The organism is Nocardia sp. NPDC050408, assembly GCF_044458905.1.
Lineage (GTDB): Bacteria > Actinomycetota > Actinomycetes > Mycobacteriales > Mycobacteriaceae > Nocardia.
In genome coordinates this window covers 204832-230887 of sequence record NZ_JBITIL010000011.1, presented here as the reverse complement: position 1 = coordinate 230887, position 26056 = coordinate 204832, and the positions used below count along the sequence as shown (strand labels likewise).

The 26056-nt window shown below is 66.3% G+C and carries 18 protein-coding genes; 8 read left to right on the top strand and 10 right to left on the bottom strand.

Features of this window, described 5'->3' with window-relative positions:
* Positions 1–51 precede the first annotated feature (51 nt).
* Both ACIBJI_RS28240 and ACIBJI_RS28235 read left to right on the top strand, forming a co-directional pair.
* Positions 52–420 carry a MerR family transcriptional regulator gene (locus ACIBJI_RS28240; protein ID WP_364350858.1) on the top strand — a complete coding sequence of 123 codons (369 nt, stop codon included), beginning with the start codon at positions 52–54 and terminating at the stop codon, positions 418–420.
* Between the two features lie 56 nt (positions 421–476).
* Positions 477–1244 carry an SDR family NAD(P)-dependent oxidoreductase gene (locus ACIBJI_RS28235; protein WP_364350861.1) on the top strand — a complete coding sequence of 256 codons (768 nt, stop codon included), beginning with the start codon at positions 477–479 and terminating at the stop codon, positions 1242–1244.
* Here the strand turns inward: ACIBJI_RS28235 and ACIBJI_RS28230 are convergent, their stop codons facing one another.
* Complete coding sequence (locus ACIBJI_RS28230) at positions 1245–1883, bottom strand: class I SAM-dependent methyltransferase (protein WP_397086629.1); 639 nt, start codon at positions 1881–1883, stop codon at positions 1245–1247.
* A 12-nt stretch (positions 1884–1895) separates the two neighbouring features.
* On the opposite strand from ACIBJI_RS28230, the gene ACIBJI_RS28225 reads away from it, so the two are divergent.
* Positions 1896–3311, top strand: coding sequence for a hypothetical protein (locus ACIBJI_RS28225; RefSeq protein ID WP_397086657.1), 1416 nt, complete (start codon positions 1896–1898; stop codon positions 3309–3311).
* On the opposite strand, the gene ACIBJI_RS28220 is transcribed toward ACIBJI_RS28225, so the two are convergent.
* Positions 3304–3936, bottom strand: coding sequence for a TetR/AcrR family transcriptional regulator (locus ACIBJI_RS28220; protein WP_364350867.1), 633 nt, complete (start codon positions 3934–3936; stop codon positions 3304–3306). The genes ACIBJI_RS28225 and ACIBJI_RS28220 overlap by 8 nt on opposite strands.
* Before the next feature lie 89 nt (positions 3937–4025).
* Between ACIBJI_RS28220 and ACIBJI_RS28215 the strand changes: the two genes are divergently transcribed.
* Positions 4026–6191: an MMPL family transporter gene (locus ACIBJI_RS28215; RefSeq protein ID WP_396958469.1), complete on the top strand. Its 2166-nt coding sequence runs from the start codon at positions 4026–4028 to the stop codon at positions 6189–6191.
* A gap of 724 nt (positions 6192–6915) precedes the next feature.
* Here ACIBJI_RS28215 and ACIBJI_RS28210 read toward each other — a convergent pair.
* Positions 6916–7947: a stage II sporulation protein M gene (locus ACIBJI_RS28210; RefSeq protein ID WP_364350873.1), complete on the bottom strand. Its 1032-nt coding sequence runs from the start codon at positions 7945–7947 to the stop codon at positions 6916–6918.
* Between the two features lie 41 nt (positions 7948–7988).
* Here ACIBJI_RS28210 and ACIBJI_RS28205 point away from each other — a divergent pair, with 41 nt between their 5' ends.
* Positions 7989–8795 (top strand): RDD family protein, encoded by an 807-nt coding sequence (locus ACIBJI_RS28205; protein WP_364350876.1) that lies wholly within the window; start codon positions 7989–7991, stop codon positions 8793–8795.
* 206 nt (positions 8796–9001) lie between these two features.
* Here ACIBJI_RS28205 and ACIBJI_RS28200 read toward each other — a convergent pair whose 3' ends face one another.
* The 5 genes from ACIBJI_RS28200 to ACIBJI_RS28180 form a co-directional block, all read right to left on the bottom strand.
* The gene (locus ACIBJI_RS28200) at positions 9002–10297 is read right to left on the bottom strand and encodes a DUF58 domain-containing protein (protein WP_396958468.1); all 1296 of its coding nucleotides are present in this window, start codon (positions 10295–10297) and stop codon (positions 9002–9004) included.
* Between the two features lie 3 nt (positions 10298–10300).
* Positions 10301–11284 carry a MoxR family ATPase gene (locus tag ACIBJI_RS28195; protein ID WP_364350882.1) on the bottom strand — a complete coding sequence of 328 codons (984 nt, stop codon included), beginning with the start codon at positions 11282–11284 and terminating at the stop codon, positions 10301–10303.
* A complete protein-coding gene (locus ACIBJI_RS28190; RefSeq protein WP_396958467.1) occupies positions 11281–12327 on the bottom strand; it encodes a DUF4129 domain-containing protein in 1047 nt (348 codons plus the stop codon). Before ACIBJI_RS28190 ends, ACIBJI_RS28195 begins: the two co-directional genes overlap by 4 nt.
* Positions 12324–13145, bottom strand: a complete 822-nt coding sequence (locus ACIBJI_RS28185; RefSeq protein ID WP_364350888.1) for a hypothetical protein — start codon at positions 13143–13145, stop codon at positions 12324–12326. Before ACIBJI_RS28185 ends, ACIBJI_RS28190 begins: the two co-directional genes overlap by 4 nt.
* A gap of 103 nt (positions 13146–13248) precedes the next feature.
* Positions 13249–13794: a TetR/AcrR family transcriptional regulator gene (locus tag ACIBJI_RS28180; RefSeq protein WP_396958465.1), complete on the bottom strand. Its 546-nt coding sequence runs from the start codon at positions 13792–13794 to the stop codon at positions 13249–13251.
* An 88-nt stretch (positions 13795–13882) separates the two neighbouring features.
* Here ACIBJI_RS28180 and ACIBJI_RS28175 point away from each other — a divergent pair, with 88 nt between their 5' ends.
* Complete coding sequence (locus ACIBJI_RS28175) at positions 13883–15412, top strand: MFS transporter (protein ID WP_364351130.1); 1530 nt, start codon at positions 13883–13885, stop codon at positions 15410–15412.
* Between the two features lie 258 nt (positions 15413–15670).
* On the opposite strand, the gene ACIBJI_RS28170 is transcribed toward ACIBJI_RS28175, so the two are convergent.
* Both ACIBJI_RS28170 and ACIBJI_RS28165 read right to left on the bottom strand, forming a co-directional pair.
* Positions 15671–17242 carry an adenylate/guanylate cyclase domain-containing protein gene (locus ACIBJI_RS28170; RefSeq protein WP_364350894.1) on the bottom strand — a complete coding sequence of 524 codons (1572 nt, stop codon included), beginning with the start codon at positions 17240–17242 and terminating at the stop codon, positions 15671–15673.
* A gap of 761 nt (positions 17243–18003) precedes the next feature.
* Positions 18004–19767, bottom strand: coding sequence for a DUF4407 domain-containing protein (locus ACIBJI_RS28165; RefSeq protein WP_397086627.1), 1764 nt, complete (start codon positions 19765–19767; stop codon positions 18004–18006).
* Between the two features lie 248 nt (positions 19768–20015).
* Between ACIBJI_RS28165 and aroQ the strand changes: the two genes are divergently transcribed.
* Both aroQ and gltB read left to right on the top strand, forming a co-directional pair.
* The gene (aroQ, locus tag ACIBJI_RS28160) at positions 20016–20606 is read left to right on the top strand and encodes a gamma subclass chorismate mutase AroQ (RefSeq protein WP_364350900.1); all 591 of its coding nucleotides are present in this window, start codon (positions 20016–20018) and stop codon (positions 20604–20606) included.
* 764 nt (positions 20607–21370) lie between these two features.
* A complete protein-coding gene (gene gltB / locus ACIBJI_RS28155) occupies positions 21371–26023 on the top strand; it encodes a glutamate synthase large subunit (RefSeq protein WP_364350903.1) in 4653 nt (1550 codons plus the stop codon).
* Positions 26024–26056: the final 33 nt, after the last annotated feature.

Sequence of the window (26056 nt, the reverse complement as noted above, 5' to 3'; positions counted from 1 at the left end):
GCCTATGCTCGAACCATCACATACATGTGAAGGTCAAATGCGAGGTGAAATATGCGGATCGGAGAACTGTCGGAGCGCACCGGCACCTCGCGGCGGCTGCTGCGCTACTACGAGGAGCAGGGCCTCATCGTCGCCGACCGCTGCGCCAATGGCTATCGCACCTACGACGACCGCTTTGTCGACCGCGTCCTGCAGATCCGCGGCCTACTCGACGCGGGCCTGCCGACCCGTATCATCAAACAGATCCTGCCCTGCCTGGACAAGCCGCGCACCATCTACTTCCCGGACGCGACCCCGGAAATGCTGGCCACCCTGGAACGCGAACGCGAACGCATGTCCGACCGCATCAGCTGCCTGTCCCGCAACCGCGACGCCATCGCCGAATACCTCGAGGCAGTCCGTGGCAACGCCGCCTCCTGACCTCGGTTCCGCCAGAACCTGTTGACTCCTAATGAGAACCTGTTCTAATTTTTGGCATGCGTAGATTTGACGACCGCCGCGTATTGGTCACCGGAGCGGGATCGGGTATCGGGCAGGGGATCGCCCTGCGGCTGCTCGATGAGGGGGCGACGTTGGTCGCCGCCGATATCGATGCGGCGGGTCTGGAGAGCACCGCGGCGAAGGCGGGTGATGCGGCTGAGCGGCTGCGCACCGTGCAGGTGAATATCGCCGATATCGAGTCGGTGCGCACCGCGACGGGCGAGGCGGTCGAATTCCTCGGCGGTCTGGATGTGCTGGTGAACGCGGCGGGCATTCTGCGGCCCGCGCGCACCGAGGAGATGCCGCTCGAAGTGTGGAATCAGGTGATCGGGGTCAATCTGACCGGGACCTTCCTGATGACCCAGAGCGCATTGCCCGCGCTGTTGGAGTCCGGCCACGGCGTCGTGGTGAACCTCTCCTCGACCGCGGCCTTCAGCGCGGCGCCGTATCTGGCGTCGTATGCGGCGTCGAAGGGCGGGGTGAACGCCTTCACGCACGCGATCGCGCTGGAATACGCCAAGCAGGGATTGCGCGCGGTGAATATCGTGCCCGCGGGCATCACCAGTGGGATCACCACCAAGTCCATCCTCGATCAGCCGGAGGGCTTCGATCCGAAGCTGTTCTCCCGCATGACCGGCTGGCTCAACGGCGGTGCGCTCGGCAGTCCGGAGGATATCGCCGGTGTGGTCGCCATGGTCGCCTCCGATGACGGCCGCTACATGACCGGAACCGAGATCCGCATCGACGGCGGCGCCCTGATGTAGTCAGGCGGGTCGGGCGACGAGTAGATGATGCGGAATCGGTGGATTGGCAAGTTGCTTATGGTCGACGGCGCAGCCCGCGCTTTCCAGCGCGGCGATTACCTCGGCCACCGGCCGCAGCGTGAAACCGTATGCGGTGAACGGCATTTTCGCCATCGCGTCCGGATCGCCGATACCGACGACAAGACTGCCGCCGGGACGGACGACGCGCACGAGTTCGGCACAGGCGGCGGCCAGATCCGGCACGAAGTAGACGGTGTTGACGGTGATGGCGGCATCGAGGGCGTCATCGGCCAGCGGCAGATCGGTCATCGAGCCCTGCGTGAGTTGCATTCGGCCCGTACCGATTTCCTCGGCGAACTTCGTCTTCGCCCTGGCCAACATGTCCGGCGAGATCTCGAAACCGTGCACCGTCCCGTTCGCGCCGACCCGCTCGAGCAGTATCGAAAGCCCTGCGCCGCCGCCGAATCCGATATCCGCGACCGTCGCACCCGCCGCGATCCCGGCCGCATCGACCGCGCCCGCGATGGCGTGTTTATTACCACGATTGAGAATGAAGGCGAAGCCCTTGCCGAGCGTTCCGTGCGGATTGCCGAGCTGACCGGCGATCGTGGACAGCACGCGGGTCCGGATACCGTTCATGGCGGCCATAGTATCGGCCGGTATTTCGTACTCCTTGCCGCCGCCGTCCTGGCGCTCGTGCCGACCGGTACCGCCGAAGCGGCGGGCTCCTGGGGTCCGCTGGCACCGCCCAATCCGTACCTCGGGCCGCTCGGCACCTCGACCATGCACGGCGATGCCGGATCGTCGGATGCGACGCCGCTGGCCGGGCCTGGCACCGGCGGGATCTCGGTGGCCGGGTACCCGTTGGCATCGGCCTGTCCGACGCTGCTGCAGGGGGCGGACAATCTGGTCGTCGCGCTGTGCACACCCGTCATCGGCCAGACTCCGACCATCCATCTGCTCGATCCGTCCTTCGCAGGTCCGGCCGGCACGCCACTGGCTTCGCTGGAGATCGCCAAGGGCAGCCTGCTCGGCGGTGTCTACGCCTATCTCGACAATGCCGACCGCCTGGTCATCGTGGACGGTAACCGCACCCTGCTGCGCGTCGGCCATGCGCGCGACGCGACGGGCAAATGGCGGCTATCGATCGATTCGTCCACCGATCTCAGCTCGGTAATTCCGGTGGGCGACAACGTGACCGGGCTGGTGCCGGACTGGTCCGGCAATGTCTGGTTCGCCACCGGTAAAAGTGTGGTCGGGCTGGTGACGCCCGCGGGCGCGGCGGCCACCGTCGCGCTGCCAGCGGGTGAATCGGTGGCCAACAGCATCTCGTCGGCACCGAGCGGTCGGGTCGCGGTGGCCACGACGCACGCGCTGTACGAATTGCGCGCCGATGCCGCGGGGCGGCCGGAGGTGCTGTGGCGCGCGGCCTACGATCGCGGATCCGCGCGCAAGCCCGGCCAACTCAGTTGGGGTACCGGCTCAACCCCGACCTACTTCGGGCCGAGTTCGGGCGCGGAATATCTGACCATCGTCGACAATGCGGACGGACAGGTCCACGCGCTGGTCTTCGGTTCCGGCACTGGACAATTGGTGTGCTCGCAGCCGGTACTCTCCCACGGCGGTGCGGGCAGCGAGAACTCGCCGATCGGCATCGGCCGGTCGCTGTTCGTCGCCAGCACATACGGCTACCCGTATCCGACGGTCCCCGACGGCGCGGGTCCAGCGGTGCCGGCGTCCGCGCCGTTCGTCGGCGGCATGACCAGGGTCGATGTCGACGACACCGGCTGCCACACGGTGTGGGACAACACCGTCCGCAGCGCAGCCGTTCCGCATCTGTCCACCGCCGACGGTTCCATCTACACCGTGACCCGCATCGGACTCGACATCACGACCCCGCTCGACGGTTACGCCTTCACCGTCGTCGATCCCGATACCGGCGCGGTGATTTCGAATAGGCCGCTGGCCGGAACCATTGTCGACGACCCGCTGCAGACATCACCGCTTATCACGCACGACCGCAAGATCCTGCAGGGCACGATCACCGGGATCCTGCGCGTCAGCTGAAGTCGCGGGCATTCGGTCCGGTGGCCAAACCTCGCTCGACCACCGCGAGGGTCCGGTGAATCGCCTGATCCCTGGCCGCATCGTCGAGCTCGTCGAGTACCCCATCGATGATCAGCGAAGCCATGCCGTGCACCGTTGACCAGGCGGCGTATTCGGCGTCCGGTCGGTCCGCCGGGGCGAGGAAGCCGACGTCGACGAGTTCGTCCAGGAGTCCGGCCAGCAGATCGAAGGCGGGCGACGGCATCTGGTCGCCGCAGAATGCGGTTCGAAACAGTCCGGGTTCGCGCAGCGCGAAGGTGATGTAGCCCCGACCCACCGCACCGAGTCGAGTGATCGCATCCGCTTGCGGCGCCAGGCTCGCCATCGTCTCGGCCATCGCGCCGAACAGGGTCTGCTGTGCCTGTTCCTGCGCGGCGTTCAGCAACTCCTCGTGATTGGTGAAGTGCCGATAGGCCGCGGTCGGCGTGACGCCGACATGCCGTGCCGCCGCGCGCACGGTCACCGCCTCCGGACCGCCGATCTCGGCGAGTTCGGCGGCCGCGCGCACCAGGGCATTGCGCAGGTCTCCGTGGTGATACGGGCCGTCGCGAGTGGAGTGCTTCGTTGCTGCTTCCGAATCTGTCATCAGTTCGATGTTGACACCTGCACACATGGCGTGGCAAGTTAACACCCATAAAGTTTACGCATGACAACATGTCCGATCGGAGACCCGATATGTTCGAAAGACTCGGCAGCTTCGTTGTCCACCGCGCCCGCTGGATCCTGGTCGTCGGCGTGCTCGCCCTCATCGCGGGCGGTGTGGTCGGCGCTACGGCCTTCAGCAAGATGCAGCCCGGTGGCCAGGAGGATCCCAACGCCCAATCCAGTGCCGCGATAACCCAATTGGCCGATAAGTTCGGCACCGATACCGACTACGTCTTCCTGGTCGAGGCGAAGCAGGGCACGGTCGACGGCGATGCGGTTGCCGCCGTCGGCCGTGATCTGGCTCGGCGGCTCGCGGCTGACCAGCGCCTGACCAATGTCGTCTCGTATTGGGATACCGGATCCACTGCCATGCGCTCCGGTGACGGGACCGCGGCCGTTGTCCTGGCGGGCAATGTCGACAAGGACGCTACCGACAAGGAGAAGTCCGCCGCCTCGATTGTCGATACCTACCGTGGCGACGGCCCGGTCGCGCAGATCAAGGTCGGCGGCGGCACCGCGATCTTCCACTCGATTACCGAGCAGATCGGCAAGGATCTCGGTCTCGCGGAAGCCGTTGCGGTGCCGCTGATTCTGGCGCTGCTGGTGCTTGCCTTCGGCAATGTGGTCGCCGCGCTGCTCACCCTGGTGGTCGGTGGGATCGCCATCCTCGGCACCTTCACCGAACTATCCATCCTCGGGTCCGTGACCGATGTGTCGATCTACGCGGTCAATCTGACCACCGGACTCGGACTCGGGCTCGCGGTGGATTACGGGCTGCTGATGGTGAGCCGCTTCCGCGAGCGCCGCGCGGCCGGAGCCGAACCGGACGACGCGGTGATCGCGGCTGTATCGACGGCCGGGCGCACCATCGCCTTCAGTGCGGCCACCGTTGTGGCGGCCCTATCCGCATTGGTGATCTTCCCGCAGTACTTCCTACGGTCCTTCGCCTACGGTGGCATCGGCGTGGTCGCCATCTCCGCCATTGCCGCGGTGGTCGTATTGCCCGCACTGCTCGCGGTGCTCGGCACGCGGACCGATGCGTGGCGGGTGCCCGGTGTCCGCGGCATCCGCGGTGACGCGACGCCGTTCTGGGCCGCAGTGGCCGGATTCGCAATGCGTCGGCCGCTGCTGGCGGGTGTGCCGGTGGTGGCGGTGCTGCTGCTCGCTGCCGCGCCGCTATTGCATGTGCAGTTCGGGACGCCCGACGATCGGGTGCTGCCCACGAGCACCGAGGTGCGTCAGGTCGGTGACGCGATGCGCGACGATTTCGGCGGCGGAGATGTCAACGCGCTGTCGGTGATCACCGAAACCGGCGTCGCCGCAGCGCCGCTCGCGGATTACGCGCGCAATCTGTCCCGCGTCGAGCACGTCACCCAGGTCGATTCGAGTGCTGGCACATTCGTGCGCGGCGAGCTGACGGCGAGCACCCCTGCCGATGCCCGGTTCGCGCGACCGGATGCGCAGCGCCTGACCGTGCTCACCGATCTGGACCGCAATTCCTCCGCCGCCCGCGATCTGGTCGATCGAGTGCGTGACATACCAGGTCCGGCCGGGGCCAATGCGCTGGTCGGGGGGCAGGTGGCCGAACTGCGCGACAGTCTCGCATCGATCGGTGCGAAACTGCCGATCGCCATCGGGTGGATCGTGGTGACGACCTTCGTGCTGCTGTTCCTGTTCACCGGCAGCGTCGTGCAGCCGCTGCGCGCTCTGCTGTCGAATGTGTTGAGTCTGGCCGCCACGCTCGGACTGATGGTGTTCATCTTCCAGCAGGGGCACCTGTCCGGATTGATCGGATTCACCCCTGCGCCGCTGGATGTTTCGATGTTGCTGCTGCTGTTCTGCATCACCTTCGGACTGTCGATGGACTATGAGGTGTTCGTGATCAGCCGGATCAAGGAACTGCACGATCGCGGTGCGTCCACGAAGGAAGCCGTTATCGAAGGGCTGGCCCGCACCGGGCGCTTGGTGACCACCGCGGCGGCGCTGATTTCGATCAGCTTCCTGGCCTTCACCAGCAGTGATGTCCGGTTTATCCAGTTCTTCGGGCTCGGCGCGGGCCTGGCGATTCTGATCGACGCGACGCTGGTGCGTGGCGTGCTGGTGCCGGTGGCGATGCGACTGCTCGGTCGGGCCGCCTGGTACGCGCCGAAGCCGTTGCGATTGGTGCATGGGCGGGTAGGCCTGGCCGAAGCCTGAGACGTACGTCACGCGGCTCCGCATGCGTAGTGCGGGGCCGCGTTCGCTTGTCGCACTGTCGTTTTCGCCCGATTCGGCCAGGTTGGGAGCGGAAGGTGGCAGAGATCACAGAGCCGGTTATGGTTGCGGTCGTGGTGCTGACCGCGATCCGATCTCGTACTCCGGCGACCACATTTCCGCAACTGGTTAATCATGATCTTGACCGGATGTAAGTCCACCTCGAGGCGTTACGGCTAGGTGTACATCACGTTTATAACGCGGTAAACCAACCTGAAGTTTCTTTTACCTCATCCAACTGTCAGCAACACTAATTATAGGGTAGTGAATGCGCAGGTCCGACTGGCATTCGGCGACCATTGAGGGCTCTATGTTAACAAAATAGCTAATCGCTCGAAGAATGTTTGTAGGAGACCCATGGTTTCTGGATCGTGATCTGGGATCGGCCGCCGATGGTCGGTTCGGCGGTCCGGTATAGCCCGCCAAATGACCGCCAAAAGTTTGCTGGACGGCTGAAAAATGAGGTACTCACCAGGGTTTGCTGGAGCGCTGCTTTATACGCCTGACCTCGGCGGGGAGGGTTGCGTCGGGATAACGATTGTGTAGAGTTGACGGTAACGCTGGCCGCAGCTGAGCTGGACTCGCTGCGGCCAGCGGAACTCAATTGGGGGACTTCCGAACTGATCCGTAACGTAGCGTTGCTACTGATTCCCCGGACCCATTTCACTCACCGTGTGCTCGGCGTTGTCTGCCAGCGCTTCGCGGAATCCTCCTCAGCGCCACCGAATCCCAATGCAGCCGCGGCTCGGGCATCCTGCTCGAGTGCGGCCCGGCGACCCACCACGAACACGTAGCCGAGAAACAGTGCCTCCGCGATGAATCCGATGCCGACCTTCACCGGTACCGGCAGCGAACTCGGTGTCACGAAACCCTCCAGCAGCCCGCAGGCCAGCAGCACCGCGACCAGACCGAGCGCGACCGTCGCGGTGGCCCGGCCCTGGCGCGCGACCGCCTCCAGCCGACTCGACCGCCCGGGATCGATCAGCGTCCAGCCCAGCTTCAGGCCGACTCCGCCCGCCACGAAGATCGCGGTCAGCTCGAGCGTGCCGTGCGGCAGGATGAATCCGAAGAACGAATCGATCCGACCGGCATCGGCCATCAACCCGCCGGTCACCGCCGTATTGAGTGCATTCCCGAACAGCAGGTACACCGCAGGCAGGATCAGCACCCCGGTGAACAGCACCATCGCGGTCACCCAGGCGTTATTGGTCCACACCTGCGCGGCGAACGCGTCGTGTGGATGTTCGGAGTAGTACGTCTCGAATTCACCGCCGGGTGCGGTGAGCCAGTCGTTGTCATCGGAGATGCCGAACAGATCGCGGGCCGAACCGGATCCGGCAATCCAGACCGCCAGACCGGTGGCGACGATGATGAAGACCGCCGCCACCGCGACCCACCACGGCCACGCCCGATACAGCGTCGCGGGGAAGCGATGGGTGAAGAAGCGGCCGACTTGGCTCCACGCATCCCCCTTGGTGCCGAGCACTCGGCCGCGCGCCTTGGTCAGCAGTGCGCTGAGTCCGGCGATGAGTTCCGGATCCGGACTGCGCGATTGCAGCCGCGCCAACTGCTGTGAGGTGCGCCGGTACAGCGCGACCAGTTCGTCGGCCTCCGTGCCACTGAGCTTGCGTCGGCCGGCCAGATACGCCAGTCGATCCCATGCCCCCCGCTGCGCGTAGCTGTACGCATCTACGTCCATTGGTTGCCTCCCATACCGCCGGTCGGAAGAATGCTATCGACATGGCTGAATTCACCACCGGCGAAGCGGTCGCACTCCAGCTGCCGATCGCGCGGATCCCGACCAGGGCCACCGCGTTCCTCTTGGACGTGCTGGTGCAATTCATGCTGGGCAGCACGCTGATGCTCGGCCTCAGCATGGCACTGCTGTACTTCGGCGCCGACTCCGCCTGGTACGGCGCCGCGGCGATCACCACGATCGTCGGGACGCTGGTCGGCTATCCGGTGGTCTGCGAAACCCTCCTGCGCGGACGTACCGTCGGAAAGCTCGCGCTCGGGCTGCGGGTGGTGCGGGGCGACGGCGGACCGATTGATTTCCGCCATGCCCTGACGCGGGGTCTGGCGGGTGTGATCGTCGACTTCTGGATGTTGGGCGCATTCGGTGCGGTCGGGGTGATCACCTCGATGTGCTCGCCGAATGCGCGCCGGGTCGGCGATGTGCTCGCGGGCACCGTTGTCGTGCACGGTCAGCGCCGCGTGCCCTACCCGCTGCTGGCCGTCGCACCGCCCTGGCTCATCGCCTGGTCCGGCCAGTTGGACCTGTCCGGCATCACCGAGGATCTCGCACTCGCGATACGTCAGTACCTGTCGCGCATCAATACCCTCACCCCTGCCGCCCAAGCGAACCTCGGCCACACCCTGCTCCTCGCCGTCTGTGACCGCATGCAAATCCCGGTACCCGCCGGGTACCCGCCTGTGCAGATCCTCGGCGCGGTCATCGCCGAACGCCAACGCCGCACCCTCGCCCCGATCATCACACCGATGGTGATGGCGGGTCCGCGGCCGATGCCGATCGCCCGCGCGAGCTGAGCCTCGTCGAATCTTTCTCGGCAATACGGTCATTCGGCCGTAACTCGAGCTGGACACGATGTCGACGCAGGACGCCGCGCTGAGGGGAAGATCGACCCGCTGGCGGCACCCCACAACGGGAGATCGCGATCAGGTACGGATGATGCCGTTGTCCCGGATCGATATCGATGCCAAGGCGGCGTCGGGCCCGCCGAGCGATCTTGGAGTCACATAGTGCCGGACTGTTTGAGCTCCAAGTATTCGTCGGCCAAGGCTTCTGGGAGACGTTCCGGAGATGCCGCGACGACGGCAATGCCCATGCGGCGCAGGGATTCCTGGACCAGGGCGCGTTCGGCGATCAGGGATTCGGCGGCGGCAGCCGGATAGAGGTCGGCGAGGGTGTCGCGTTTGGCGGCGGCCGCAGCGACGTCAGGGTCGGTGACCGAGACGATCAGGACGCGATGGCGTTGGGCGAGGGTCGGCAGGACCGGCAGCAGGTTCTCTTCGACGGCAGCCCCATCCAGACTGGTGAACCAGACGACCAGGCTGCGTCGGCGAGCACGTTGAATGGCGGCGCGCACCAGGCCCGCGCTGTCGGTATCGACCAGCGCTGGGGTGACGCCCGCCATGGCGTGCATGAGCTTCAGTTGCAGGCGGCGGCCACCGACACCGCGGACCTCGGTGCGGACTCGGCGGTCGTAGGCGAGCAGATCCACCGAATCGCCTGCGGCCGCGGCCAATCCGCCGAGCAGCAGCGCGGCCTCGATACTCGCGTCCAGACGGGTACCCGTACCGACGCGACCCGCGCTGATGCGGCCGGTATCGAGCATCATCAGCATGTGCCGGTTGCGTTCCGGACGCCAGGTCCGTACCAGCACATCGGTAGCGCGGGCGGTGGCGCGCCAGTCGATGGCTCGCACATCGTCACCGGCGACATACTCGCGGAAGGAATCGAATTCGGTACCCTGACCACGCATATTCGCGACATTGCGGCCCTCGAGATGTTGCAGCCGTTTGACTTTCGAGCGCAGCAGCCGTTCGCTGCGAAATTCGGGCAGCGCGCGGACCCGCGCGGGCACGGTGTGGCGGCTCTGCCATCCGGCCATGCCGAGCAGGCCGAACAATCGGACCGTCACCGGACCGGCGACTCGATCGCCGCGGTAGGTCGGGGTCAATGTGGTTTGCACTCGCATGCGGGTATTCGGTGGCAGATCCAGGCGGTGCGTGCGGGTTTCGGCGCGGGCACTGCCGGGCCAGTCGTCCCACAGCCGCCCGCGAGCGGTTCTGGTTCCGTTGTTCACCACGCCGAGTTCCACTTCGGCGCTGCGCCCGAGCCGGATCACGGTCAACGATTCCCTGGTCAGCATGAGGTCGCGTGCTCGCGCCACCGTGCCCAGGTCGAAAAGAACAAGGGCGGCGAGCACACTCGTCATCAAGACGACACCGAGCCACGACGGCATGACGAAGCAGACGAACAGCGCGAGCACCGCCGCCGTCAGGGCGAGCCGACCGGTAACGACCACGAGCTACACCGGAACCGGAACCGAAAGCAGCAGCGACGACATGACACCCTCGGTCGTCACACCGTCCAACTCGGCCTCGGGCCGCAGCTGCAGCCGATGCCGAAGCACCGCGACCGCAACCGATTTCACATCGTCCGGGGTCACGAACCCGCGCCCGTTCAGCCAGGCGAAGGCGCGCGAGGCCGCCATCAAAGCGGTCGCGCCGCGGGTGGACGCACCGTGTTGGACCGCCGGGGAGTTGCGGGTGGCCCGGCAGATATCCACCGTATAGGCGAGCACCTCCGGACTGATGGTGACCCGGGTGATCGCCGCCCGCGCCGCGGCGATATGCGCCGCGCCCGCGACCGGACGCAGACCGGCCGCGGTCAGATCGCGCGGATCGAAGCCGCCCGCATGCCGCTGCAGAATGCGGAATTCGTCATCGCGACCGGGCAATTGGATATCGACCTTGAACAGGAACCGGTCCAGCTGCGCCTCCGGCAGCGGATAGGTGCCCTCCTGCTCGATCGGGTTCTGGGTAGCGACCACGACGAATGGGTCCGGCAGTGGCTGCGGCTTTCCGTCCACCGAAACCTGACGCTCCTCCATCGATTCCAGCAGCGCCGATTGGGTTTTCGGGGGCGTCCGGTTGATCTCGTCGGCGAGCAGCAGATTGGTGAAGACCGGGCCGTGCCGGAAGGTGAATTCGGTGGTGTGCGGATCGTAGATCTGCGAACCGGTCACATCGCCCGGCATCAGGTCCGGGGTGAACTGGACCCTGGCGTGCTCGAGGTCCAGGGCCGTCGCGAGCGCACGGACCAACAGCGTCTTCGCCACGCCGGGAACGCCTTCCAGCAGCACATGGCCACGGCAGAGCAGTGCGAGCACCAGGTACATGATCGCGTTATCGTTGCCGATCACCGCCTTGCCGATCTCGGCACGCAGTGCGGCGAATGCGGCGCCCGCCTCCTCGGCGGTCGGGGTGTGGTTGGTGTCCGTGCTGGTCATCCGACCTCTGCCTCTATCCATTCGAGTTGTGTTGCAACGAGTTGCAGGGTGCTCGCATCGGGCACCGGTCCGTACAGTGCAGGGCCGACCATGGACGGATCGGCTCGGGTACGCGCGGCGACGGTCGCGACCAGCCGCTCCGGCGTGACATCGGTGCCGACGCCGAGCATCGGCCGGATGCGGCGCAGGGTGGCTGCGCGCAGTCGGACGGCCACATGTTCGTAGTCCTTCGACCGGCGATAGAGCGCTGCCTGGCCGCCGAGTAGTTCGTTCGCGGCCACCTCCACCGGTCGCGGTTCACCGACCAGCGCACCGCGACGACGCGCCCGCCACCACACCAGCACCGCCGCGGCGATGAGGAATTGCAGGCCGCCGAAGGCGACCGGTGCGGGCAGCCGGCCGAATATGGAGTCCTGGCCCGCACCGAAGCCGGAGTCGTCGCGGTTGTCATCCGGCGGCTGCTCGGGCGGTTTGGGTGGCGGAATATCCGGTGGTGTCGGCTTATGTGGCGCGGGCGCCGCACACGAATTCAGCACCGCGTACAGCAGCACTACCAGCGCGATGGCGGCGAGCACCGCGGCCCAGAATTTCGGGTTGCGCAGTAGATCGGGCAGCGGTGGAAGTTGTCTGCGGGTCTTGGTTTTCTCGGTTATCGTCGCCTCGACCGGTTCCGGTGCGGGCGGTGGGGCGCTGCGCGAGTAGCGGTCGGCGTATTCGAGGCGGCGGTATTCGTCCTCGGTGGCGCGGCGGCCGCCGTAGACGACCTCGTCGAAACTGTGTGCGGCCGGATGTAATTCGCTCGCATCCTCGAGTGGCAGCGCGGTGGTCGCGTCGTCAGCGGTTTCCCGCGCGGTTCGCGAGCGGCGGACCTCCAGCATGCCGCGCTGTTCCAGTCCGCGCAGTACCGCGCGGAACCGCTCGCGTAGTGCGGTATCGAAATCCCGGTGCAGTGCGGCGCTTTCGGCGGCGTCGCGGTGGGCGTCGGCGGGTCCGAGTCGTGGCGGGGCCGGGGCCGCGGGCTCGTTCGAGGTGGGTTCTGTCATCGCTTATCCGTCCCGGGGACCCGGATATCGAGCCCTTCGCGACGGCACCGGCGATCCACATACGAGACCACCCGCGTCGCCGATTCGACCACCTCGCCGAAGGCGATGATCAACAATGCGCACGTCGAAAGCAGGACGATGATCTGCCAGCGATGGGTGCCGGTGAAATCCGAGAGGTACCACGGAATGCCGAGCAGCGGTACGGCGACGAGGACGACCAGTGCGCGGCACGTGAACCACAATCCGGTTATCGACGACTGCGCGCCCTGGACGAGCAGTTTCGAGCGTGCGACCGCCCCGGCGTGCGTGGTCCGTTCGACGAAGATCACCGGCACCGCGACGAAGCGTCCGGCCCGCAGATAGCCCAGCCAGATCAGCGCGAACGGATACGTGATGATCAGCAGGCTGCCGAGGATGAGCACGCCGATACCGACCAGCGTGAACAGCACGTGGAAGACCAACAGCGGACCGCCGACCGCACCCACCCGGCCCAGCGCCGTGCGCCAGCCGATCGGTGATCCAGCGACCGTCGCGAGGCCGAGCGCGACCGTCATCCCGCGCAGCAAAAACCGGAGCAACCATGCGGCGGCCGCCGTCGTCAGGATGGCCGCCCATGCGGTGCCCGCGTCGGAGCCGTCGGTCAGATGGGAGATTGCGCCGGTGACCGCGACGACCAGCAGTTCGGCGAGGACGAGTCCGATCGCGGTCGTGCATGCCAGCACGATGACATTCGCCTGGATCAGCGCGAACGGCTCGTCGAGCAGTTCGCGGAAGCTCAGTGGGCGGATCGGCACCGTCGTTCCAGGGGAGGTTGGCACCGGATCATTCCCCGCCCCGACGGCACCGGCCGGCTCGGCGGCTGGTAGCACGCGGCCGAGTCTAGCCGCCGGGGACCCGCCGGGCTGGCCGCAACATAGGGGGTCAACGCTCGAGCAGTCGGTCGACGACTTTTCGGTACCGCTTCGGGTCGACCGGTGGGAAGCCCAGCAGTGCGCGCAGGTACACACCGTCGCCGACCAAACGGATGATGTCGGCTCGCACCGGATCGTCGATGTCGATGTCCAGGCTGTCCGACCAGCTGTCCATCATGTCCGACAGCGCCTGCTGCACCTCGTCGGCTGCCGGGCCGGAGTTGGCGTCGACGGTGCGCATGGCCGCGACCATCGAACGGTAGAGCGCCAATTCGAGCGCGTCCGCGGCATTGTCCGGATTCGGGGTCTGCAGATACCACTCGGCGACGGATGAGCCCTTGGCGACGGCGGCGCCGAGTTGTTGTTCGGCGCGTTCGTTCAGCCGGTGCACCAGGCCTGCGAGTAGGGCGTCCTTGCTCTTGAAGTGGTAGAGCAGGCCACCCTTGGAGACCCCGGCGGTCGCGGCCACATTCTCCAGGGTCACCTGGGACATGCCCTTTTCCAGCAGCAGGGTCTCGAGCGCGTCCAGGATCCGGTCGCGGGTGTTTGCGGTCACTCCGGTCACTATACCGGCTGGACGGTAAGGTCGGTGTACTGTACCGTCTGGACGGTAATAAGACCGAACGATGGCAGTCGAGAAGGCGATGACCACACAGATCGAGAAGGACAACGGACACGTGCCGCCGCGCGCCACGGCGCGTGATTGGGCCGGTCTGGTGGTGCTGGCATTGGCCCTGCTGTTGCTCGCCGTCGACGCGACCGTGCTCGACCTCGCGGTGCCCGCGATCAGCGCGGAACTGGCGCCGACCACACCGCAGCTGCTGTGGATCATCGACGTGTACTCGTTCGTGCTGGCCGGACTGCTCGTCGTAATGGGCAATCTGGGTGACCGGATCGGACGGCGCAGGTTGCTGCTGATCGGCGCTGTCGGATTCGGTCTCGCGTCGTTGCTCGCCGCCTGGTCGGTCAATCCGGAAATGCTCATCACCGCACGGGTACTGCAGGGTGTCGCCGGTGCGACTCTCATGCCCGCGACGCTGGGACTGATCCGGTCGATGTTCCTGGATCCGCGACAGCGCACCGTCGCCATTTCGGTCTGGGCGGCGATGGCCGGTGGCGGTGCGGCGGCCGGTCCACTGCTCGGCGGCTGGCTGCTCGAGCACTACTGGTGGGGTTCGGTATTCCTGGTGAATCTGCCGGTCATGCTGGTGCTGCTCGCGGTGGGGCCGGTGCTCGTTCCGGAATCCCGTGACCCCAAGCCCGGCCGCTTCGATCCGGTGAGTGCGGTGCTGTCAATGCTGGCCCTGGTGCCGGCGGTGTACGCCGTCAAGGAGGCCGCGGCGCACGGTATGAGCCTGCGGCTCTTGGTAATCGGTGCGATCGGTGTGCTCGCCGGTGCGCTGTTCGTGCGCAGGCAGCGCGGACTCGCGCATCCGATGCTCGATCTGAAGCTGTTCGCATTGCCCGGATTCCGAACCGCGGTGCTGACCAATCTGCTCGCGGTATTCGCGCTGGCCGGTGTGCTGTTCTCCGGTTCGCAGTATCTGCAGTTGGTGCTGGGGCAGTCGCCGATGCAGGCCGGACTGCTCCTGCTGCCCGGTCTCGCGGCCAGCGTATTCGCTTCGCTGGCGGCGGCGTGGTTGGTTCGGGTGCTGCGTCCGGGATCGGTGCTCGGTGGTGCGCTGGTGCTTGCCGCGGTGGGTTCGGTGCTGTTGCTGTGGCTGAGCCCGGATGCGGCGACCAGTACGTTGCCGTTCGTCCTCGGGTTCCTGTTCATCGGGGCAGGCGTCGGTGTGGCGCTGACGGTTTCGTCGGATCTGGTCGTGAGTTCGGCTCCGGCGCAGCGGGCCGGCGCGGCCGCGGCGGTTTCGGAGACCGCCTACGAGATCGGCATCGCACTCGGTGTCGCCGTCCTCGGCAGCGTGACCATGGCGGTGTTCCGTGCTGGGCTCGACCTGTCCGAAGTGCCGAGCGCGCAGGCCGGTGCGGCGTCGGAATCCCTCGGCGGTGCTACCGAATTCGCTCGTCAGCTACCGCAGTCGGTGGCCGATGGATTTCTGACCTCGGTGCACGAGGCATTCGTCTCGGGTGTGCATACGGCCGCCGTTGGTACCGCCGTGGTGCTTTTGATCGCCGCTGTGGTCGCCTTGCGGCTGCGGACGGCTCATGCGTAACGGCATATCTCGGTGAAGATTTCGCCCCTGTTCCGTATCCGGAGCGGGGGCGAAGTCATTTTAGATACCAATCGGTCTGAATTTGCTTGGTGCGCACCCGGCCGTGCGCTCGTATCGTATTGTCTCGAAATTACGATGCTGACCTGTGACTTCACTAGATCACCGGGATATCTGTCCGGTTCGGAACAGTTGTCCGGTTCCGTGTTGAAGCCCGGTAGCGGGTAATCGGTGCGGATACGGGTGTGCTGTGCCGACCGGCTAATCCAGTCGCGGCCGTCCCAATCCGGTCGGTGTGACACGGCCGCGGAGGGTGACGGATTCGCCGAGCTGCCAATGCATCGCCTCGGACGAATCGGCGGCGGCGATGGTGGATGCCGAGGTGAGCAGGCGACCGGGATCGGTTTTGGCGAGTTCGCAGAGGCGGGCGGCCTCGTTGACCGCATCACCGATGACGGTGAATTCGTAGCGTTGGTGCGCGCCGACATTGCCCGCGACGACGCGGCCCGCGGCAACGCCGATGGCGGCGGTGAAATCGGACGCCTTTGCGGTCAAGCGGTTTCGGATGGCGCGGGCACAGGCCAGGGCCGCGCCCGCCGCGTCGTCGAGCGGTGCCGGCGTACCGAAGACGGCGAGCGCGGCGTCGCCCTCGAATTTGTTGAGCAGGCCGCCGCACCCTTCGACCTCGTCGACCACGATCTCGAAGAAGCTGTTCAGAATGGCGACGATTTCGGTGGCGGGATGGGTGGCGGTCATGGTCGTCGAGCCGATGATGTCGATGAACAGCACCGCCGCCTCGCACTCCACACCGCCGAGATTCGGCTCGCGCTCGAGCGCCGCCTCGGCGACCTCGTGGCCGACATGTCGACCGAACAGGTCCCTGATCTGTTCGCGCTCACGCAGTCCCGCGACCATGCGATTGAATCCGCTTTGCAGCTCACCCAATTCGGTGCCGTCGTACACCGTGACAGCGACATCGAGATCGCCGTCCTCTACTTGACGCAGTGCGCGCCGCACACCACGAATGGGTGCGACCGTCGCCGAAAGCGTCTGCGCCATCAGCAATAGACCGAAGCACAACCCGGCCCCGCCGAGCGCGAGCATGCACACCGCCAGTCGCGCCGTGCTGATGTTGTCCATGGCCAGCGCCATGAGGGCGAGCACCATGGAGCCCGCGACCGGTACCGCGGAACCGAGCGTCCAGGCCAGAATCGAGCGGCCGAAGACGCCGATCCCGCGCCGCTGTCGGGAGACCGCGGCTTCGAGGACTCGCGCGGTCGCGGGTCGCAGTGCGAACTCGATGATCAGATAACTATTGGCGGACACCACGATTGCGCTGATCCCGATGCCGAAGACGATCTTCGGAATCAGCGCCGGATCCGACAATCCGTACAGCGTGGTCAGCAGCGTCATCCCGCCCAGCCACAGCACCGCCTGGCACCCTACGAGCAGCATCGGCACTCGCGTCGCGGCGACCTGCTCCGCCTCGTTCGGCACCTGATCCGGGTCGATGGCCCAGCGCAACGCCCGCAGCCCGCGCGTCGTGCCCCACCACATCCCGATCAGCAGCGCCAGCACCCCATACAGCGGCGTCGCAACAAAATTGAGCAGCACCAACCGCCTGGTGAACACCGTCGGCCCGGGCAATACGAAGCCGATCAATGCGATCGAGACAGTGATACCGGTGACATTCGCAATCAACAACGGCACCGTCAACAACAACTGAACCCGAACCCGCCGCTTCCCAGCCGACTCCGCCGCCGACCCGAGCAGCCGCGACCCCCAAGGGGCAGCCCCAGCATCCGGCACGGTCGGCAAGTCACTGTCGGGCATGCGTTGCAGACTATGCGCCCCACCTGCAGCCAGCGCTGCCCGCATCGCCGCCGACCGATGTCCGGCACCCCTCCCGCATGCGTCGAGCAATGCCGCGGTGCATCAGGTGTGGCCGCGTGGCGCATCGCGTCGTGCGGCGGCGCTCAGTTGGTGGGCGGCAGTTCCTCGGGTCGCTGAGTGAGTTTCGCCAGCAGCGGGGCATCGCGTCGTGCGCGGTCGAGCAATGCTGTGATGCATCAGGTGTGGCCGCGTGGCGCGTCGCGTCGTGCGGCCGGCGGTCAGTTGGCGGCAGTTCCTCGGTCGCTGAGTGAGTTTCGCCAGCAGCGGGGCATCGCATCGTGCGCGGTCGAACGATGCTGCGATGCATCAGATGTGGCCCAGGCGGCTGATCCAAGGAAGTCGGGTCTCGGATGGTGCGATCTGTCAGGCGGCATCGGCGGCTGGATCGTGCCGGTCAGTCGGCGGGCTGCAGTCTTCGGGCCGCGGAGTGAATCGCCTAGGAGGGCACCACCCCGCGGACGCCGAATAATGCCGCGATGCACCAGGGGTGGCCATCGTGTCGCCCGCATCGTGCGGCCGCCGGTCAGTTGACGGGACAGTTCCCTCCGCCTTCGGAGTGACTTCGGCCAGCAGGGGGGCTCCACGTCCCGCGCGCCGAGCTATTCGGGTGCACCAGTCACGGCGGCTGATCCGGGGGCGTCGCGCCGTGGCTGGTGCAATCCGTAGGCCGCACGAATCGGCCCGCCGGATGGTGCGATCGGCTAGTTGGCGGGTGGTAGTTCGCGTGGGCCGCGGTGGTTGGGGAGTTCGTTGCGGTGGTGGGCCGAGAGCTCGTCGCGCTGCACGGCTTGGGGCAGGCCATAGCCTTGGGGTGCGGTGGCCGGGGGGAGGGCCGAGTAGCGGGGGTCCTGGGTGTAGTCCGCGTCGACGACGGTGGCCGCGACGCGCTGGGCGTGCCAGGAGTCGGGGGTGCCGGGCAATTGGTAGCCGGGGTGCGGGGGCTGGGTCATGGCCTGGGCGTGTGAGTCCTGGGAGTCCACGGTCACTTTGCGGGTGCGGCGCAGGGTGAAGGTGATTTCCTCGACCTCTTCGAAGGCCTGGCGGGCGGTGCGCAGGGGGTGGGTCGCGGTGTCGATCGCATTGGCGACGAAGGCGGGTACCAGCGGGCGGATGAAGCGGGCCGCGGTATCGGAGAACGGCACGGTGCCGATCAGCGGAAGTTCCAGGCCGCCGCCCTTGGGTGCGGCCGAGGCGGTATGCGGCACCACCGCGCCTGCACCGCCGGTCGGTGCGAGCGCACCCGCACTCACGGTGGCCGGAAGATTGGGGGTCACCTCATGAGACACGGTGCTGTCCTCTCGATCGCCAGCCGTACCGGCTGGAAGTTCACCTCGCCCCGGTTCGGTGACGCCGATTTCCAACCCGCCGATGGCGGCGATGATCCGGGTGCGCTGACGCTCCCGATCGATGGCGGTATCGGCCTCGACGGCCAGTCGGGCGGCGGTCAATAGTTGTTCGGCGCGCAGATTTTCGGCCTCGGTCCGCACCTCGGCGCGTTTCACCGCGATGGCGGCATCGGCGCTGCGTTCGGCGCGATCTTGCACGGTGTGGAAGGCCAGTCTCCGATCGAGTGAGGTCTCACCGCGCCACCACCGCAGGGTCAGCGGCAGCAGCGCGAGCAGTACGAAGGTGCCGATGGTCAGCACCCGGAGCAGAAATGCGCCCGCGCTGCCGGTGGTGTAGTCGTTCATGGCCAGCCAGCGCGCCCCGAGGCCGCGATCAGCTGCGGTGAACGCGGCGGAACCGGCTGTGTCGAGGGCCTTCTGGTCATCGGTGACTCGTTGATCCAGTCCGGCCACCCGGTCCTGCGCCGCGACCAACTGCTTGCGCGCGTCATCGAGCATCGCATTGGCGGTCTGCGATTCGGGGCCGCGACCGGGCACTCCGGTGATCCTGGTCTGCGGGCACTCCGGCGTCGGGTTGTATTCGCAGCGCGCGATCACCAGCGCGTGGTCGATATCGGCCTGCGCCTTGGTAATCGACTGATCCAATGCGGCGCGATCGGCCCTCGCACGCTCGAGCTCGGTTCGCACGGTGCTCACGGCGGGTGCGGAATCGACCGCACGCTGCGCTTTTTCATCGAGCAGCCGATCTATGGTGCCGCCGAAGAGCACCGTCGAAGCGAGCTCCGCGACCAGTACCCCGGCGAGCATCGCGACCGCGATCCGTCCGACGAGACCGCGACGATCCGGCCCACCGGCGGGGCGTGCGGTCGCCAAGGCGCGGGCCACCGCGCCGGCCAGCAGCGCGATGACCAACGCGACGAACACGACCGCGAACAGCGGCATGGCATCGGCCGTGGCAAGGGCGACCGTGCCGACGATCCCGGCCACCGCCGCGAACAGCAGTACAACGGCGCCGGTCACGGCATAATCCGCCCGCTCATGCGGGTAATAGAGTTCGGTCCCACCCTGCTCGCGCCCGAGACCCCCGCCGAGCCAGGTGAACAAGCCGGTAATTGTCATGGGATCCCACATCCTCTACATCCCAAGTCAAAGTGGCTGCCCGCTAGCGACTGCTTGCAGGTCGCTCGAAAGAACTCGCCGAAACTGTCACAGATTCGTTGTCACAGCGTGACAGGCGCGACCGCGACACACCGAGCACGGAGCCGGGGATGTGGTCAGGCTCACAGCGTTCGCCAACGCCGCCGGACTTGTGCCCCCGCTCACCCTTAATCTGGCATGAATGACCGGACCTGAACGAGGTGTTGCGAATGCTTTTCCGAGGCTCGGCAAGGGTTTTGGTGTGTGTGGCGGCGACCCTGTTGCTGGCCGCCCCCGATAGCCGTGCGCAAACACTCGACAACGATCCGGCCTTGGACCGCATCGTCGCGTTGGTGACCGAACGCCTGGATACCGCCGACGCCGTCGCCGCGGCCAAATGGGCGACCGCCACGCAGAACGGGGGCGAACCATCCATCGACGATCCGGTCCGCGAAGCGCAGGTCTACGACGCGATGGCGCGCCTCGGCGCCGATCGGGGTCTCCCGGAAAGCTGGATCCACCAGGTGTTCTACGGCCAGATCGAGGCCAACAAAATCGTGCAGCGCGGCCTGGTCACCCGCTGGCGCTTCGATCCGGCCGCGGTCCCGAGCGCGCCGCCCGATCTGGCGTCCGTGCGCCCGGTGATCGACCGGGTGAATGTGGAAATCGTCGACCAACTCGCTCTGCGGCGTGCCGAGCTCACCGGACCGACCTGTACCGAGCGCCTGGTACCGCCCGTTTTCGGAGTGCTCGCCGCCGACCGCGATGCGCTGCATCAGGCGGCGCTGGTCCGCGCCGCCGCCGCGCTATGCGGTTCCTAGATGTATGTGCCGCGAGCCATGTTTTCAGGCACCGCGTGTCGCCCGGTGTAAATGTGTCGTAAACCACTCGAATCAGATTGCTGGAGATGTGCTGAATCCCACATCGAGCAAAAGAGTCCGGACGGTCGGATCGGGTTGTGTGCTTGTCACACCCCTGTCAGAAATCTCTCATCCAGCCCGCTGACCGGTTAGCCACAGCGAATCGGGTTTGCCTCGACTGAAGCAGGGGAAATCCACTTCGATGCAGGTGAGCGCCGGTTCTCTGGGTGCGAGGTGCGCCGTTGTGCGGGTCCTGGGCGCCCGTTCTCGCTGGTTGGCACCCGGTGCCAAGGGGATCGATCGCACTGCGTTCGCTGCTTTACACTGGACGACGCGCACACGTGGAGGACCGATTGAAGAAGCCCAGCTAGACCCGGTTATTAGCACGACCTAAGTTGGTTGGGCCCCGGACCTGACTTATCGTTTGCTCTTACGCCGAACACAACAATGTTCGGCAATAGCGCCCGCTCGGGCTCGGAAATCCGGTGCCCAAGCGTAGCGGGCGCGCACCCGTGCGGAGGTAAGGAACACGTAAGCGTTCCGTTACCGACGAGCACCCCTACGTCATCGCAGCGGGTGGACAACTGGAGACGTGACTGCACGAAGAAGACCATCAGCGCGGCTGGTTTCGCAACGTACAGGCGCAGTCTTGACGGAGGCAATCGACGAAAGGCCCCTTTCCCATAGGCCGATTCATCGAGGCCGACTTTCTTGAAGGCAGAGGCATGACGCAACTTCCTGGCCACAGGTCCCCCGGACCCATCGGGCTCTATGACCCGGCGAACGAGCACGACGCCTGCGGTGTCGCATTCGTCGTCGACATGCACGGCCGCCGCAGCCGCGACATCGTCGACAAGGCTATTACGGCTCTGTTGAACCTGGAGCACCGCGGTGCCGCAGGTGCCGAACCCAATAGTGGTGACGGCGCCGGCATCCTGATCCAGATTCCGGACCGGTTCTTCCGTGCCGTGGTCGATTTCGAGTTGCCGCCGGAGGGTTCCTACGCCACCGGTATCGCCTTCCTGCCGCAGGCCCGCCGCGAGGCGACCAAGGCCGCCTACGGCCTGGAGCGGATCGTCGAATCCGAGGGCCTGGCCGTGCTCGGCTGGCGCGAAGTGCCCACCGATGAGTCCACCCTGGGTGCGCTGGCCCGCGACGCCATGCCGACATTCCGGCAGGTCTTCATCGGCTCGCCGAAGGGTTCGGCCGAACCGCTCTCGGGCATGGATCTGGAACGTCGGGCCTACGTCGTGCGCAAGCGCGTCGAGCACGAACTGGGCAAAGCCGGCGCGGGTGAGGGCGCGGTCGGCAAGGAATCGGTGTACTTCCCGAGCCTGTCCGGTCAGACCTTCGTCTACAAGGGCATGTTCACCACGCCGCAGCTGCGCGCGTTCTACCTGGACCTGCAGGACGGCCGGATGGAGTCCGCGCTCGGCATCGTGCACTCCCGGTTCTCCACCAACACCTTCCCGTCGTGGCCGCTGGCGCATCCGTTCCGCCGGGTCGCGCACAACGGTGAGATCAACACCGTCACCGGTAACGAGAACTGGATGCGCGCCCGCGAGGCGCTACTGCGTTCGGATGTTTTCGGCATCGACGAGGCGGGCAACAACCGCCTGCAGAAGATCTTCCCCGTCTGTACCCCGGGGGCGAGCGATACCGCGCGCTTCGACGAGGTGCTGGAACTGCTGCATCTCGGCGGCCGCAGCTTGCCCCACGCGGTGCTGATGATGATTCCCGAGGCCTGGGAACGCAACGAGAACATGGACCCGCAGCGGCGGGCGTTCTACCGCTACCACTCGATGCTGATGGAGCCGTGGGACGGCCCGGCATCGGTGTGCTTCTCCGACGGCACCGTGGTCGGCGCCGTCCTCGACCGCAACGGCCTGCGCCCCAGCCGCATCTGGGTCACCGATGACGGTCTGGTCGTCATGGCCTCCGAGGTCGGGGTGCTCGACATCGATCCGGCCAAGGTGGTCAAGAAGGTCCGGCTGCAGCCGGGCCGCATGTTCCTGGTCGACACCTCGCAGGGCCGCATCGTCGGCGACGATGAGCTCAAGAGCCAGCTCGCCGGCGAGCACCCCTACCAGGACTGGCTCGACGCCGGTGTCACCAAGCTGGCCGATCTGCCCGATCGTCCGCATGAGCACATGTCCCACGACCGCGTACTGATCCGGCAGCAGATCTTCGGATACACCAATGAAGAGCTGAACCTGCTGATCTCGCCGATGGCCAAGACCGGCGGTGAGGCGCTCGGCTCGATGGGCACCGACACCCCGATCGCGGTGCTGTCCTCGCGCCCTCGACTGCTTTTCGACTACTTCTCCCAGCTCTTCGCGCAGGTGACCAACCCGCCGCTGGACGCGATCCGCGAAGAAGTGGTGACCAGCCTGCGGCGGGCTCTGGGTCCGGAGGCCGATCTGCTGCATCCGGGACCGGAGTCCTGCCACCAGATCACCATCCCGCAGCCGATCCTGGACAACGACGAGCTGGCCAAGCTCATCCACATCAACGACGACGGCTCGCATCCGGAGCTGCGCTCGGTGGTTGTGCACGGTCTGTATCCGGTGAAGAAGGGTGGCAAGGGCCTGCGCAAGGCGCTCGAGGCCATCAACACCCAGGTCTCGGCCGCCATCGAGGGCGGCGCGCGGATCATCGTGCTGTCCGACCGCGAGTCCAATGAGAAGCTGGCGCCGATTCCGTCGCTGCTGCTGACCGCGTCGGTGCACCACCACCTGGTGCGCGAGCGCACCCGCACCATGGTCGGCCTGGTCGTCGAGGCCGGTGACGCCCGCGAGGTGCACCACATGGCCATGCTGGTCGGCTTCGGCGCGGCCGCGATCAACCCGTACATGGCCTTCGAGACCATCGAGGACCTGCTCGAGCGTGGCGGGCTCCAGATGCCCGGCAGCACCGGCGATCTGCCCGCCGACTACCGCAAGGCGGTCGCGAACTACAACAAGGCCGCGAGCAAGGGTGTGCTGAAGGTGATGTCCAAGATGGGCATCTCCACCATCGCCTCCTACACCGGAGCGCAGCTGTTCCAGGTCATCGGCCTGTCGCAGGAGTTGGTGGACGAGTACTTCACCGGTCTGCGTTCCCACCTGGACGGCATCGGTCTGGACGAGATCGCCGCCGATGTGGCGGCCCGACACACCGTGGCGTTCCTGGAGAACCGTAACGAGCGCGCGCACCGCGAACTCGAGGTGGGCGGTGAATACCAGTGGCGGCGCGAGGGTGAATACCACCTGTTCAACCCGGACACCGTCTTCAAGCTGCAGCACGCCACCCGCAGCGGTCAGTACTCGATCTTCAAGGAGTACACCAAGCTGGTCGACGATCAGTCCGAGCGGCTGGCCTCGCTGCGCGGTCTGTTCAAGTTCAAGACCGGTGAGCGCAAGCCGATTTCGATCGACGAGGTCGAACCGGCCAGCGCCATCGTCAAGCGTTTCTCCACCGGCGCGATGAGCTACGGCTCCATCTCCTCCGAGGCGCACGAGACTCTCGCGATCGCGATGAACCGCCTCGGCGGTCGCTCGAATTCCGGTGAGGGCGGCGAACATCCGGCCCGCTTCGAGGTCGAGGAGAACGGTGACTGGCGGCGTTCGGCGATCAAGCAGGTCGCCTCGGGTCGCTTCGGTGTCACCGCGCACTACCTGACCAACTGCACCGATATCCAGATCAAGATGGCCCAGGGCGCCAAGCCCGGTGAGGGCGGTCAGCTGCCCGCGCACAAGGTGTACCCGTGGGTGGCCGAGGTGCGGCACTCGACGCCGGGCGTCGGCCTGATCTCGCCGCCGCCGCATCACGACATCTACTCGATCGAGGATCTGGCGCAGCTGATCCACGACCTGAAGAACGCGAACCCGCAGGCGCGGATTCACGTGAAACTTGTTGCGGAGCCCGGTGTCGGCACGGTTGCCGCCGGTGTGTCGAAGGCGCATGCGGACGTGGTGCTGATCTCCGGCCATGACGGCGGTACCGGCGCCTCGCCGCTGACCTCGCTCAAGCATGCGGGTGGTCCCTGGGAGCTCGGTCTTGCCGAAACCCAGCAGACGTTGCTGCTCAACGGACTTCGCGATCGCATCGTCGTGCAGGTCGACGGCCAGATGAAGACCGGCCGCGACGTGGTGATCGCCGCACTGCTCGGCGCCGAGGAATTCGGTTTCGCCACCGCGCCTCTAGTCGTTTCGGGCTGCATCATGATGCGGGTCTGTCACCTCGACACCTGCCCCGTCGGTGTCGCGACGCAGAATCCGGTGCTGCGCGAACGCTTCACCGGCAAGCCGGAATTCGTCGAGAACTTCATGCTGTTCATCGCCGAAGAGGTCCGGGAACTGTTGGCGGAGTTGGGCTTCCGCACCCTGGATGAGGCCATCGGCCGGGTCGATATGCTCGACACCGCCCAGGCCAAGGCGCATTGGAAGGCCAGCAAGCTGGATCTGTCGCCGATCCTCGACGATGTCGAGACGGCATTCATGCGCCAGGACCGGTACCGCACCAAGACCCAGGACCACGGTCTGGACCGAGCGTTGGACGTGCAGTTGATCGCGCAGAGCGCCGATGCGCTCGAGCGCGGTCAGGCGGTGAAGTTCGAGACCAAGATCACGAACGTGAACCGCACCGTCGGCACCATGCTCGGCCACGAGGTGACCAAGCTCTACGGTGGCGCGGGCCTGCCCGACGACACCATCGACATCACCTTCACCGGTTCGGCGGGCAACAGCTTCGGCGCGTTCGTGCCCGCGGGCATCACGCTGCGGGTGCAGGGTGACGCGAACGACTATGTGGGCAAGGGTCTTTCCGGTGGCCACATCATCGTGCGGCCGTCGCTGAACGCGCCGGCCGAATTCGTCGCCGAGCAGAACATCATCGCGGGCAACGTGATCCTGTTCGGCGCCACCAGCGGCCAGGCCTTCATCAACGGTGTGGTCGGCGAGCGGTTCGCCGTGCGCAACTCCGGCGCCACCGCGGTGGTCGAGGGCGTCGGTGACCACGGCTGTGAGTACATGACCGGCGGTCGGGTGGTCATCCTCGGTGAGACCGGCCGCAACTTCGGTGCCGGTATGTCCGGCGGTGTCGCCTTCGTCTACAACCCGAACGGCACCTTCGAGGCAAAGCTCAACCCGGAGCAGGCCGACGCGGTCGAGCAGCTCGCCGGTGACGACTTCACCTGGCTGCGCGACATCATCACCCAGCACCGCGATCAGACGGGTTCGGCTGTCGCCGAACGCATCCTGAGCGACTGGTCCCAGCAGGTGAACCACTTCGTGAAGGTTATGCCGCGCGAATACAAGAAGGTTTTGCTCGCGATTTCCGAAGCCGAGAAGAACGGCACGGATGTCGACGAGGCGATTATGGAGGCGGCACGTGGCTGACCAGAAAGTTCTAAAAATGTCGACGAGGCGCTG